The following is a 12,412-nucleotide window of genomic DNA, read 5'->3' on the forward strand; positions in this document are numbered from 1 at the left end:
ATCGAGTCCACGCTGACCGTCCAGTCGATCCTGCCCTGGGCGTCGCCGTGGGCTTGCCAGCGGATCCCGTCGATCACCTGTCGTTTCTCCCACTTCGGCGGACGACCTGTCGACGGGGCAGACCGCAGCGGCGCCAGCACAACCCACTGCCTGTCGGTCAGGTCAGGGCGCCTCGTCACCGCTAAGGTGGCCACGAGGTCTGCGGTATGACGTTCCTGCTTGGTCGCAGAACCAGAAACTGGAGACCTCTTCAGTTATCGATCACCGCCACGCCGTGACCTTCAGACCAGCCACTACTTCTGAAACGCGCCTTCGGTCCGCCCTGTCCGTGGCGGTGCCGGGAGCGGTGGGAGGGCGCACGAGACGACGGCCGTTGCGATCATCTTGAAGCCGCTGGGGTTCGGGCGGGATCGGGGTGACGGGAGGCGCCTGTAGCGGTCACGGCCCAGCGTGCGGCCGACGACGCGAGCAGGATCGCGGTTACGGTCAGGGCGATCGCGGCGCCGGCCGCGATGTTCCAGCGCGACGAGGCGTACAGGCCGGAGAGGCCGCCGACGGCCGCGAAGAGGACCGCCAGGGTGGTCATCGCCGGTAGGCGTGAGGTCCACTGGCGAGCGGCGGCCGCCGGGGCGACGATCAGGGCGATCGCGAGGATCGTGCCGACCGCGGGGACGACCGTGACCACCGCGACCTCGATGGTCAGCAGCAGCACCACGTCCCAGGCGCCGGTGCGGAAGCCGGCCGCGCGGGCACCGGTCGGGTCGAAGCCCACGAAGGTCAACGGGCGGGCGCAGGCGACCAGGACGACCGTCACGACGACCACGGCGGCGGCGGTGACCAGCAGGTCGGAGCCGCTCACGGTCAGGATCGAGCCGACCAGCAGGGAGGACAGGTCGCGGCTGAAGCCGCTGCGGGTGGCGACCAGGCCGGCCCCGAGCGCGAACCCGGCCGACAGCAGCACGCCGGTCGCGGCCGAGGCGTTCTGGCCGGGACGGCGGCTCAGTGCGGCAACACCGAGCGCCACCACCGCCCCGGCCACGATGCCGCCGGCCAGCACGTCGACGCCGAGCAGGGTGGCGGCGACCACCCCGGGGAACGTCGCATGGGTCAGCGCCATCGTGAAGAACGACAACCGGCGCAGCACGACCTGCACGCCGACGATGCCGGCCAGCGCGCCCGCCAGCACCACCTCGACGATCGCGCGGTGGACCGCGTCATCCCACCAGCTCACGAGACGGCCTCCCGCCGCAGCGCGAACGGCAGCAGGACCAGGTAGAAGGCGACCAGCAGCAGCACGACCGCCGAGGCCGAGGTCAGGGCGATGCCGTGGTCGACCGAGGCGATCCAGCTGACGAGCAGGCCGCCGTAGCCGCTGAGCACGACCAGCACGCTCGCGACCAGGGCCATCGCGGCCGGGCGGCGGGTCACCGAGCGGGCCGCGGCGGCCGGCACGATCAGCAGGGCGACGACCAGGATCGTGCCGACCGCCCGCACCGCGGCGACGACCACGAGGGCGACGATCACGTTGAGCCAGAGGTCGAGCGGGCCGATCCGGAAGCCGGCCGCCCGGGCTCCGGCCGGGTCGAAGGCGCGGAACAGCAGCGCGCGGGCGGCGAACGCCAGCATGACCAGGATGACCGCCGCCAGGGCTGCGGTCTCGGCGAGCTGCTGCGGGCTCACCGTCAGGATGCGCCCGAACAGGAAGGCGGTCAGATCCGACGTGTACGTCGCCTGGCGCGACACAAGCGCGACACCGACCGAGAACATGGCCGTCAGCACCACAGCCGTGGACGCGTCGTCGGACAGCGTCCGCCCCCGGCCGAGCAGCGTCAGCACGACCGCGGTGACCAGCGCGGCGACCAGCGCGCCGAGCACCAGCCCGTCGAGGCCGCCGGCCAGGAACCCGATGACCACACCGGGAAACACCGTGTGGGTGAGCGCGTCGGACACGAACGACAACCGGCGGACGAAGACGAAAACCCCGACCGGGCCGCAGACCAGGGCGAGAAGGGCCAGCTCGGCGAGGGCCCGGGCCATGAACGGTACGGCGAACGGCGCGATCACGGCTCCACCAGGACGGTGCGGCCGTTCGCGAGGTCGATGGCCTGACCACCGTACGCCCGGGAAAGAGTGTCCGCGGTGAGCGTGACCCCCGGTGGTCCGGCCGCCCATTGGCGGCCGTTGACGAGGCAGACCACATCGGCCAGATCGCGGGCGAGCGCGAGATCGTGGGTGCTCAACACCAGTGCCGTGCCGGCGGCGGTGACCGCGCGCAACACCCCGAGGATCGACTCCTGGCTGACGACGTCGATGCCGTTGAACGGCTCGTCGAGCAGAAGCAGCCGGGGCTCGGCGGCCAGCGCCCGGGCGAGCAGAACCCGCTGGCGCTGCCCGCCCGAGAGCACCCCGAACTGGCGTCCCGCCTCGTCGGACAGCCCGACCCGGTCGAGCGCCTCCCGCGCGGCCCGGCGGTCGGCCGCTCGGGTGGGGCGCCACCAGCCGATCCGCCGGTAGCGGCCCATCAGCACGACCTGCAAGGCGGTGACCGGGAAGCTCGCGTCGAGCTCCCCGACCTGCGGGACGTAGCCGCATTGCTCCCGGTCCGGCACCGCGGCGGTGCCGCCGAGCACGTCGGCCAGCCCGACCACCGACTTGATCAGCGTGGACTTGCCGGCCCCGTTCGGGCCGACCAGGACCAGCCGCTCGCCGGCCGCCACCTGAAGGTCGACGCCGGTGAGCACCGGGTGGCCGCGATACCCGACGCGCACCTCCGCGTAGCGCAGGACCGGCATGGTCAGCCTTCCAGCGCGGACACGATGACCTGCGTGTTGTGCTCCTCGGCGCCCAGATAGGTCGCGCCGGGGCTGCCGGCCGGTCCGAGGCTGTCGCCGTACAGGGCGTCGTCGCCCCCGATCACCTTGACCCCGGCCTGCCGGGCGATCGCGTCGGCGGTCTTCGGCGGCAGCGAACTCTCGGTGAAGATCGCCTTGGTGCCGGTCGCCTTGATCTTCGCGACCAGGCCGTCGAGCTGCTTCGCCGACAGCTCGGCCGAGGTATCCATGCTGGGAATCACCGAACCGACGAACTGCAGATGATAGCGGTCGACGTAGTAGCCGAAGGCGTCGTGGTTGGTGACGAGCTTGCGGTCATCGGCCGGAAGCTTGGCGAATGCGGCGACGTTGCCGGCGTCCAACTGGTCGAGCTTCGACTCATAGGCGGCGAGATTCCGGGCGTACGCGCTCGAATGCGCCGGATCGGCGCCGGCCAGACCCTTCTCGATGTCCGCCACCATGATTTTGGCGTTCCGCGGGTCGTGCCAGATGTGCGGGTCGCCGTCCTTCATCTCGTCGTCGCCGGGTTCGCCCTGACGCAGCGGAACGCCCAGACTGGAATCGACGACCGGCCCACTGAACCCGGCCGACTGAATCGTCTGATCGAGCCACCGTTCCAGGCCGACGCCGCTCTTCACGACCAGCTTCGCCTGACCGATCGCCTGAATGTCGGCCGGCGTCGGTTCGTACTCGTGCGGGTCGACGCCCGGCTCGATGATCTGGGTGACGGCCACGTCGCCGCCACCGATGTTCCGCACGAAGTCGGCCACCTGAGGGGTGGTGGCGACCACGGCGAGCTTTTCGGACCCGGGAGCGGCGTCGGCCTTGTTTCCGGCATCGCCGCATCCGGCCAGGCCGAGAACCAGGGCCGCGCCGAGCAGCAGGGTGTTCCTTGTCTTTCCCGTGCGTATCACGAGACGGAACGATAATCGTTTTCAAGAATTATCGTCTAATGGCGAGATGACTATGTGAGTGGGGTATTCGCATATCGCTACTTCGCAATTCTGGCCCGGAATTCCGAGGGGAGGTGGGTGGCGGCGTCACCGGCCGATATGGGCGTCACCGATGTCGACGGTCGAGGTTTCGAATATGCGTTGGGCTCGGAGAGGGTCGGCGTGGGGTGCACTGGGCCGAGCTGTGGCCGGATCTAAGAGGTGGCCAGCGGGATGCGGCGGGGACGCCCGGCTGTGGCGACGCCCGGCTGTGGCGGCATTGCGCCGTCGCGAGCAGAGCTGTGGTGAGGCTCGGTGCGGTGAGCGGCTGCTGATGGCAGTCATCTCCTCTTCCCTCCGTTTCCTGCTGGCCGCCCGGATTGGGCCGCTTCTCACTGCCTGCCGCGACCCTTGTTTCGGACGCTCCCTCGCCGCCAGCCGCCACTGCTGTTTGAGTCGCTCACCCACCGTCTCCGCCAATGCTGTTGGGTCGCCCTCCCACCACCCGGCGCCGGTCCCGTTGGGTCGCCTTCCCGCCGCCCCGCCCCTGTTGTGGGAGGGGTCGAGTTAAGCAGCCCGGTACGACAATTCTTCGCTGTTGTCCACAGCGCGGAACAAGCCATCGACTTGCGGAATTCAGCTGGCTCGGCGCGTTGGAGTCGCGGCGAAACACTGGGCTGCGTCAAGTGCGATTACGCGCATGTGGATATGGGCGCGCGCCGGCACGCCGTACGGAAAAGGGCCTGTGGATAAAGGCAGCGCCGGCCGCCGGACCGGTATTTTGGGGTGGCGAATGCCAGCCGACTGGAGCTTTGAGTGAACCCACCGGAAGTGATCGAAAGGGTGGCGCTGCCGCCCTCGGCGCCCGAGGCCGTTCCGCCCGAGCGGCGGCGGATCGGGCGCTTGAGGTGCTGGCGGCGGGGCTGGCCGTGCTGGTGGTGTTCCGGGGGCCGCTCGGCGGGCTGGTTTCCGGGCCGCGGGCGCACACGTGGACCACGGTGTTCGTGTCGGTGCTGGTGCAGGCGGCGCCGTTCCTCGTGTTCGGGGTGGTGCTGTCGACGGTGATCGCCGTGTTCGTGCCGCAGGCGTTCTGGGCTCGGGCGCTCACCCGGCATCCGGGGCTGGCGGTGCCGGCGGCGGGGCTGGCCGGGGTCGTCCTGCCGGGCTGCGAGTGCGGGAGTGTGCCGATCGCCGGGGTCGCTGATCCGGCGCGGGGTGACGCCGGCGGCGGCGCTGGCGTTCCTGCTCGCGGCGCCGGCGATCAATCCGATCGTGTTGACGGCGACCGTGGTGGCGTTCCCGGGACGACCCGAGATGGCGATCGGGGGGGCGTGGCCGGCCTGGTCGTGGCGGTGGGGATGGGCTGGTTGTGGATGCGGCAGGAATGGATCAAGTTGCCGCACCGGTCCGATCTCGACGATCTGTCGCGGTGGCGGGCGTTCTGGTCGGCTTGCCGGCACGACATTCTGCACGCGGGCGGCTTCCTCGTGGTGGGGGCGGCCGCCGCTGCGGCGATCAACGTGCTCGTGCCCGGGTCGTGGCTGCAGAGCGTGGCCGGGCGGCCGGTGGTCTCGGTGATCGCGCTGGCGCTGCTCGCGGTGCTGCTGTCGATCTGCAGTGAGGCCGACGCGTTCGTGGCGGCGTCGCTGTCGCAGTTCTCGCTGACGTCGCGGCTGGTGTTCCTGGTCGTGGGGCAGATGGTCGACCTCAAGCTGATCGCCATGCAGGCCGGGATGTTCGGGCGGCGGTTCGCGTTCCGGTTCGCGCCGGCCACGCTCGTTGCGGTGATCGTGGTCGGGGCCGGGTTCGGGGCGGTGCTGCGGTGAGCGGGGCGATCGCGGCTGGAGCGGCGGGAGGACGGGCGGTGCCGCGGTGAGCAAGCTGAGCCAGGCGATCGCGGCTGGAGCGGCGGGAGGACGGGCGGTGCCGCGGTGAGCAAGCTGAGCCAGGCGGTCGTGATGCTGCTGTTCGGCGGATCGTTGCTCAAGGTCACGCTGACCGATGTCTTCCTGCGCTATGTGAAGGCGGGGTTGAAGCCCTGTCTGGTCGTCGCCGGGGTGCTGCTGGTCGCGGCCGCGGTGATGACCATCTGGTATGAACTGCGGGCTTCGGCGACGGGCACGGCCATGGGCATCATGAACCCAAGGTCGGCTGGCTGCTGGTCCTGTCGGCGCTCGGGCTGCTGCTGGTGACGCCGCCCGCGCTCGGGGCCTACTCGGCCGGCCAGGCGGGCAGCGTGGCTTTGCAGTCGGGTGACTCGAACTATCCGGCGCTGCCGGCGGGCGACCCGGCCCAGATCGGGCTGCTGGACTACGCGTCGAGGGCTGTTTTCGACGGCGGGAAGAGTCTCGACGGGCGGACGCTCGAGATGTCCGGGTTCGTGACCGAGGGGTCCGACGGGCATCCGATGCTGGCCCGGATCGTGCTGACGTGCTGCGCGGCCGATGGACGGCCGATCAAGATCGGGCTCGGCGGGCCGGTCGCGGTCGACGCGGTGGCCGGCAGTTGGGTGCAGGTGGTCGGGACGTACAGCACGCGGATCGGGAAGGATCCGGTCAGCAAGTCGGACGTGGCCTATGTGACGGTCAAGAGCCGGCAGCAGATCTCAGAGCCGCCACAGCCGGGCGTACGCCAACCGCGGTCGTCGATATCCTGGCCGGCATGGCCATCGCCCGCTTGCCGCTCATCGCTGTCGACTGCCCCGATCCTGGCGCGCTCGCCCGGTTCTACGGCGCGATGCTGGATTGGAAGGTCGACGTTCTCGGCGACCGGGCTTCGGCTTGCCCCGAGGACGGCCAGTGCATCGCCTTCCATCAGGTGGCTGACTACACCCCGCCGACGTGGCCGAGCCAGGAGCGGCCCCAGCAGATGCACCTCGACATGCTCGTCGACGACCTCGATGCCGCCGAGGCCGCCGTGATCGAGCTCGGTGCGACCAAGCATCCCGACCAGCCCGGAACGTCCTTCCGAGTCTTCCTGGACCCGGCCGGTCACCCCTTCTGCCTCTGTCTGGAGTGATAGACACCGCCAGGCAGGCCTCTGAGGAGCCACCCAGCCGGTCTTAGCTTTCTTCGACGATGGCCTGGAGCAGTGTGCGGAGTTGCCGGGCTTCCTGCTTCGTGAGTGCTGACGTCAATTCGCGCTCGGCCTGGTCGCTGGCGGCGGTGGCGTCATGCAGAACCTGCTGGCCCTTCGGCGTCAGCTCGACCACGTTGCGGCGCCGGTCGCCGGCCTGGGGGCGCCGCGTGACCAGCCCCTTGGTTTCCAGGGCGTCGAGCAGGGCGACCATCGTCGTGCGGTCGACGCCCAGGCGGTCGGCGGCCTGCTGCTGGGACGGCGGCTCGTGGTCGCTGAGGACGAGCAGGACCGCCAGCTCGCGGCCGTTGATGTCGTAGGGGGCGAGCGCGGCCGCGTTGAGCTGGGCCATGCGCTGCTGCGCGTGTTTGAACAGGTAGCCCAGGCGGCTGCTGGCACTCGACACCATCGGATCATAGCGGCTAGCCTGATCGTCAGTATTGCTGATGATTTGAGGGCCTGATGATTTTGGTGACCGGTGGTCTGGGGTTTATCGGTTCGCACACGGTGCGGGCGTTGCGGGAGCTGGGCGAGGAGTGCGTCGTCGTGCAGCGCAGCCGGCCGGCGTCGGCGCTCGTCGAGCAGGTCGATGTCGGCGATCTGGGGGCGCTGCTCGACGTCGGGAAGCGTCATCGGATCAGCGGGATCCTGCATCTCGCCGGCTCGATGCCGTGGCCGCCGGGTGCCGCGCCGCCGGTCGAGGGCGCGCGGCGCGGGCTCGGCGGATTGTTCAACGTCGTCCGGGCGGCGCAGGAGTGGGGCGTACGCCGGGTGGGGGTGGCCAGCACGATCGGGGTCTATGGCGGGGTCGCGACCGAGGGCGCCTTGACCGAGGACATGCCGTTGACGATGGACGCGCCGCACGTCATTCCGGCGTTCAAGAAGATCGGGGAGTTGCTGAGCGCCTACCTCGGCGACGCGACCGGACTGGAGATCGTCAACTACCGGATCGGCGCCATCTGGGGGCCGGGCAGGCGTCCCGGTCCGTTCGCGGCGGCCGGCCATCTTGTGCTGGCCGCCGCCGCGGGACGCGAACCGGACCTCTCCGGGCTGGTGACTCCGCCGCTGGCCGGGGACGCGAGCGACCTGTGCTACGTCAAGGACGCCGGCCGGGCGCTGGCGCTGCTGCAACTCGCCGGCCGCCTCGACCACCGGGTCTACAACGTCGGGTCGGGGCGGCCGACGACCAACGCCGAGGTCATCGCCGCGATCAGGAGGGTCGTCCCGGACGCGCGGGTGGATCTGCCGGAGGGTCGTAACAACATGCCGCTCCACCTCGACATCACGCGGCTCCGGGAGGCGACCGGCTACGAGCCCGCGTACGACGTCGGGCGCGCGACAGCCGACTATTTGGACCAACTCCTAGCATCCTGATCATGGACGTACGTGAGGTGCAGCCGGAAGACGCCGCCGCGGTGGCCGGGCTGCTCGACGAGCTCGGCTACCCGTCGACCCCGGCCGAGGTGCGGCAACGCCTGGAGAACTGGCTGAACGAGCCCTACAGCCGGGTGCTCCTGGCCGCCGACGACGGCCGGGTGGTCGGGTCGATGTCGGTCCACGCCATCCCCCACCTCGAGCGCGACGGCCGCTGGCTGCGCATCGAGAGCCTGGTCGTCACGGCCGGCGCCCGCGGGACCGGGGCCGGCCGCCGCCTGATCGGGGCCGCCGAGCAGCTGGCCCGCTCGTGGGACTGCCACGCGATCGAGGTGACCAGCTCCCGGCGGCGCGACGATGCCCACGCCTTCTACCGGCGGCTGGGGTTCGCCGACATCTGCGACCGTGCCGGCCGGTTCTGGAAGGACCTATAGCGGAATCGCCACCCGGCCGGCGAACCGCGGCGACTCGGCCTCGTCGAGCATGGCGGCGGCCACCGTTGCCCGACTCACGCGGGCCGGGAACAGCCGGCGCGGGGCGTCCTCCAGCCCGACCGTGCGGCGGCCGGGGCCCAGCGGGCCCAGCGACAGCGGCCCGGCGTGGAAGACGGTGCCGCCGGCCGCGAGGATCGCCGCGTCGGCGGTGACCTTGTCGGAAAGGCGGTCGCCCATCGCCTTCAGCAGCGTGCGGGTCAGCCGGCCGGCCGCCGCGGCCGACGGGCCGGCTCCGAAGGCACCGAGCCAGACCACCCGGCCGGCTCCCGAGGCCACGACGGCCCGGGCGCCGGCGGTGAGGACGCCCGGGCGTTCGCCCTTGGCGACCCCCAGGGCGGAAACGATCACTTCGGTGCCGGCCAGGGCGTGGGTCATGCTTTCCGGATTCCGTACGTCGCCCGCCGCGCGACGCACCCCTTCGACGTCCAGCTTCGCCGGGTCACGGGCGACCGCGGTCACGACGTGCCCGCGCGCGAGCGCCTGCCGTACGAGCTCACGCCCGGTCAGCCCGGTCGCCCCGAGCACGGTGATGTTCACGAGAGGACGTCCACGGCGGCCCGGTGCAGGCCCGGCGCGGTGGCCAGGATGTCGGGGTCGCCGGGGCGCCACGGGCGGCCGTCGACGCGGGTGACCACGCCGCCCGCCTCGCCGATCAGCAGGGCACCGGCCGCCACTCCGGGGAGGACGGGAGCGAACTGCCAGAAGACGTCGTTCTGGCCACCGGCCACCAGCAGCATCGGGAACGTGGACGGGACGGTCGCCTTGACCATCAGGGCCTCGGCCAGCATCGCGGTGATGGAGTCGCCCAGGCGGTGGTAGGTGCCGGTCTGAGCGGCCTCGGCCTGGCCGGTGACGGTGATCGCGGCGTTCAGGGCCGTCTTCGCCGAGGCGCGGAGCCGGTGGCCGTCCAGGAACGCGCCGCCACCGCGCACGGCGGTCCAGGTGTGGTCGCCGACCGGCTGGTGGACGACGGTCAGGACCGGTTCGAAACCGCGGAGCAGGGTGATGCTGACGCACCATTCCGGCAACCCGTGTACGTGGTTGACGTTGCCCTCGACGGCGTCGACCGCCCACCATTCGCCGTCGTCCGGGAGCGGCCGCGCCTCGTCGTCGTCCTCCACCCACCGGGCCTCCGGGCGTACGGAAGCAAGCGCCGCCCGCAGCGGCGGCCCGGCGGCGTCCTCGTTGCGGTGACCGGCGATGAACATGTCGTCGCGGCCCGGCGGGCGCGCGCCGGGCGAGTAGAGCTCGAGGAGCCGGGCGCCCGCCTCGCGGGCGGCGGTGGTGACCGCCGGCAGCAGATTCGTCATGCCGACGACGCTAGGAGCGGTTGGCACATGACGTCCAGTGCATCTTTGGTAGGCCATCGTTTACCGTGGTGCATGTGGACCTGAATCTGTTGGTGGCGTTGGACGCGCTGCTCGAGGAGAACAGCGTGGCCGCCGCCGCCGAACGGCTCAACCTGTCCGCGCCGGCGATGAGCCGCACGCTCGCCCGCATCCGGCGGGCCACCGGCGACGACATCCTGGTGCGGTCGGGCCGCTCGATGGTGCCGACCGCGCGGGCCCTGGAGCTGCGCGACGAGGCGCGGGAACTCGTGCGGCGGGCCTCGGCGGTGCTGACGCCGCCCCAGGAACTGGATCTGGCGACACTCGACCGGCATTTCACGGTGCGGGGGCACGACGCGCTGCTGGGTGCGCTGGCGCCGCCACTGACCTCCTCGCTGCGGACGAAGGCACCGCTCGTCAAAGTCAGCCTGCTGGCCGAAACCGACACGGATCGGCCCGACCTGGCCCGCGGACACGTCGACCTGGAGCTCGGCTCGACCGTTCCCGACCGGACCGGGATCTCCTACGAGGTGCTGGGCCGCGACCGGATGGTGCTGGCGTTGCGGCGCGGACACCCGATGGCCGGGCGGCGGCTGACCCTGGAGCGGCTGGCCGAGCTGGACCACGTGACGATCTCGCGGCGGGGGCGGCTGCACGGCGTACTGGATGAAGCCCTGGCCGCCCGCGGCCTGAAGCGGCGTGTCCTGGCGGCGTTGCCGACCAGCGCGGCCGCCCTTGACGTCGTCGCCGGATCGGACGTGGTGGTGGTCGTCGCGGAGCGCGTGTGCGGGCCCCTGGCGTCGCGGCTCGGGGTGGTGACGCGGACGGCCCCGGTCGACCTGCCGCCGGTCGAGGTCGTCATGACGTGGCACCACCGGCACGACAGCGACCCGGCGCACGCGTGGTTGCGGGGTGAGGCGCGGGCCGCCCTCTGACCATGTGCCTGTGCTAGGCGACGTCGGGCCGGGTCATCAGCGGGGACCGCAGATGCAACTCCAGCTGGGGACCGGTCAGGGGCACGGTGCTCCACGTCGCCACCGCTGTGCCCGCGTCGGCGTCGACCGCCAGCCGGACCCGGTGCGGGGTGGTGATGACCCAGAGCTCGGCGACGAACGTGCCGCCCTGCCAGGCGCCGGTCGCCACCACCGGGCGGCCGAGCGGCGAACTCTCCCGCCACGCGCCGAAGCCGGCCTCCACCGTGAACGACGACCCGAATCGCAGCGTCCATCCACTGTCGACGGGGTCGACGACCACCGTCATCCCGTCGGGCAGAGCCGAATCCGCGGCGGAGGCGTCGAGCGTCGCCTTGACCGAACGGGACGGATCGGCCGAACCCGGCACCGGCGAACAGGACAGCCGGCGCAGCCGGTCGGCGAGGACCTCGTCGTCGTGGGCGCTGTCGGGCCGGTCGATGCCCGGGCTCAGGCAATCCCAGATCGCGTCGGGCACCGCCGAAGTCTGCGTGTTGGCGCTGGTCACCGCGACCACCAGATCGAGCGACGGAATCACCACGCAATGCTGGCCATAGGCGCCGTCACCGTAGTAACCGTGGCTGGACATCCAGAACTGGTAGCCATAGCCGCGCGCCGCGTCGTCGTCGGCCGGCGGGATGTCGATGTGCTTGCTGGTCGCCCGCTCCACCCAGTCGCGCGGGACGAGCTGGCGGTCGCCCCACCGGCCGCCGCGCAGCAACAGCTCACCGAAGGCGGCGACCGCCTCGGTCGTGAGATGCAGCCCGTGGAATCCGAACGCGGCGCCGCTCGCCACCCGGTCCCACTCGGCGTGGTCGATGCCCATCGGATGGAAGAGCCGCTCGTCGAGCAGATCCTCCAGGCGGCGGCCGGTGACCCGCTCGACCATCCGGGCCAGGAGGAAGGTGGTCGCGTTGTCGTAGACGTGCCGGACACCCTCGGCGTCGGCGAACGGCACCCGCAGGAAGCCCCTCACCAGATCGCCCGGTTCGAGCCGCCAGGCCTCCTCGAGACTGTCCCCGGGGTGCCCGCTCGTCATGGACAGCAGGTGGTGAACGGTGATGCGGCGGCCCTGCTCCGAGACGTCGTCCGGCACCTGATCGGGCAGCACGTCGACCACCCGGTCGTCCAGCGAGAGCAGCCCGTCGGCGACCGCCAGCCCCACCGCGGTCGACGTGAACGACTTGGTCAGCGAATAGATCAGCTGCGGCCGGTCGGCCGAATAGGGCGCCCACCAGCCCTCGGCGACGACATGACCGTGGCGAACGACCATGATGGAGTGACCCTCGACCGACCGCGCCTCGAGCCAGTCGAGCAGCGCCCCGATCGAACGGGAGGACATCAGGGACGCGGCGGGAGTCGAACGGGGCAGCATCCGGGAACCCTACAATCGGGCCCACAGCGGCA

Annotated in this window: 14 protein-coding genes and 2 pseudogenes; 7 read left to right on the plus strand and 9 right to left on the minus strand. The window is 71.4% G+C overall.

What is annotated here, in order from left to right; all coding sequences use genetic code 11:
* The 5 genes and pseudogenes from AB0M88_RS41600 to AB0M88_RS41620 form a co-directional block, all read right to left on the minus strand.
* Window positions 1–194: pseudogene (locus tag AB0M88_RS41600) on the minus strand (IS5/IS1182 family transposase); the annotation flags it as partial.
* 185 nt (window positions 195–379) lie between these two features.
* Window positions 380–1,231, minus strand: a complete 852-nt coding sequence (locus AB0M88_RS41605) for a metal ABC transporter permease (protein ID WP_364111660.1) — start codon at window positions 1,229–1,231, stop codon at window positions 380–382.
* A complete protein-coding gene (locus AB0M88_RS41610; RefSeq protein ID WP_364111662.1) occupies window positions 1,228–2,064 on the minus strand; it encodes a metal ABC transporter permease in 837 nt (278 codons plus the stop codon). The genes AB0M88_RS41605 and AB0M88_RS41610 overlap by 4 nt, the downstream gene beginning before the upstream one ends.
* Window positions 2,061–2,792, minus strand: a complete 732-nt coding sequence (locus AB0M88_RS41615) for a metal ABC transporter ATP-binding protein (protein ID WP_364111664.1) — start codon at window positions 2,790–2,792, stop codon at window positions 2,061–2,063. Before AB0M88_RS41615 ends, AB0M88_RS41610 begins: the two co-directional genes overlap by 4 nt.
* Before the next feature lie 2 nt (window positions 2,793–2,794).
* Complete coding sequence (locus AB0M88_RS41620) at window positions 2,795–3,745, minus strand: metal ABC transporter substrate-binding protein (protein ID WP_364111666.1); 951 nt, start codon at window positions 3,743–3,745, stop codon at window positions 2,795–2,797.
* Between the two features lie 926 nt (window positions 3,746–4,671).
* Between AB0M88_RS41620 and AB0M88_RS41625 the strand changes: the two genes are divergently transcribed.
* The 4 genes and pseudogenes from AB0M88_RS41625 (at window position 4,672) to AB0M88_RS41640 (ending at window position 6,781) form a co-directional block, all read left to right on the plus strand.
* Entirely contained in the window at window positions 4,672–5,589 is a 918-nt protein-coding gene (locus AB0M88_RS41625) for a permease (protein ID WP_364111668.1), read from the plus strand.
* Window positions 5,590–5,694: 105 nt separating this feature from the next.
* Entirely contained in the window at window positions 5,695–5,955 is a 261-nt protein-coding gene (locus AB0M88_RS41630; protein ID WP_364111670.1) for a hypothetical protein, read from the plus strand.
* Window positions 5,928–6,326, plus strand: a pseudogene (locus tag AB0M88_RS41635) (TIGR03943 family protein); the annotation flags it as partial. The gene AB0M88_RS41630 and the pseudogene AB0M88_RS41635, both read left to right, overlap by 28 nt.
* A gap of 98 nt (window positions 6,327–6,424) precedes the next feature.
* Complete coding sequence (locus AB0M88_RS41640) at window positions 6,425–6,781, plus strand: VOC family protein (protein ID WP_364111672.1); 357 nt, start codon at window positions 6,425–6,427, stop codon at window positions 6,779–6,781.
* A gap of 43 nt (window positions 6,782–6,824) precedes the next feature.
* On the opposite strand, the gene AB0M88_RS41645 is transcribed toward AB0M88_RS41640, so the two are convergent.
* Window positions 6,825–7,247: a MarR family transcriptional regulator gene (locus AB0M88_RS41645; RefSeq protein WP_364111674.1), complete on the minus strand. Its 423-nt coding sequence runs from the start codon at window positions 7,245–7,247 to the stop codon at window positions 6,825–6,827.
* A 53-nt stretch (window positions 7,248–7,300) separates the two neighbouring features.
* On the opposite strand from AB0M88_RS41645, the gene AB0M88_RS41650 reads away from it, so the two are divergent.
* Together AB0M88_RS41650 and AB0M88_RS41655 are read left to right on the plus strand one after the other, a co-directional pair.
* On the plus strand, window positions 7,301–8,212 hold the full coding sequence (locus AB0M88_RS41650; RefSeq protein ID WP_364111676.1) for an NAD(P)-dependent oxidoreductase: 912 nt from the start codon (window positions 7,301–7,303) through the stop codon (window positions 8,210–8,212).
* 2 nt (window positions 8,213–8,214) lie between these two features.
* Window positions 8,215–8,646, plus strand: a complete 432-nt coding sequence (locus AB0M88_RS41655) for a GNAT family N-acetyltransferase (protein ID WP_364111678.1) — start codon at window positions 8,215–8,217, stop codon at window positions 8,644–8,646.
* Here AB0M88_RS41655 and AB0M88_RS41660 read toward each other — a convergent pair.
* Window positions 8,641–9,243: an NAD(P)H-binding protein gene (locus AB0M88_RS41660; RefSeq protein ID WP_364111680.1), complete on the minus strand. Its 603-nt coding sequence runs from the start codon at window positions 9,241–9,243 to the stop codon at window positions 8,641–8,643. The two genes, AB0M88_RS41655 and AB0M88_RS41660, sit on opposite strands and share 6 nt — an antisense overlap.
* Window positions 9,240–10,016, minus strand: a complete 777-nt coding sequence (locus tag AB0M88_RS41665; protein WP_364111682.1) for an inositol monophosphatase family protein — start codon at window positions 10,014–10,016, stop codon at window positions 9,240–9,242. The genes AB0M88_RS41660 and AB0M88_RS41665 overlap by 4 nt, the downstream gene beginning before the upstream one ends.
* Before the next feature lie 74 nt (window positions 10,017–10,090).
* Between AB0M88_RS41665 and AB0M88_RS41670 the strand changes: the two genes are divergently transcribed.
* Window positions 10,091–10,969, plus strand: a complete 879-nt coding sequence (locus tag AB0M88_RS41670) for a LysR family transcriptional regulator (protein ID WP_364111684.1) — start codon at window positions 10,091–10,093, stop codon at window positions 10,967–10,969.
* A 13-nt stretch (window positions 10,970–10,982) separates the two neighbouring features.
* Here the strand turns inward: AB0M88_RS41670 and AB0M88_RS41675 are convergent, their stop codons facing one another.
* Window positions 10,983–12,380, minus strand: a complete 1,398-nt coding sequence (locus AB0M88_RS41675) for a serine hydrolase domain-containing protein (RefSeq protein ID WP_364111686.1) — start codon at window positions 12,378–12,380, stop codon at window positions 10,983–10,985.
* Window positions 12,381–12,412: the final 32 nt, after the last annotated feature.

Source organism: Actinoplanes sp. NPDC051411 (assembly GCF_040682075.1).
In the GTDB taxonomy this organism is placed as follows: Bacteria; Actinomycetota; Actinomycetes; order Mycobacteriales; family Micromonosporaceae; genus Actinoplanes.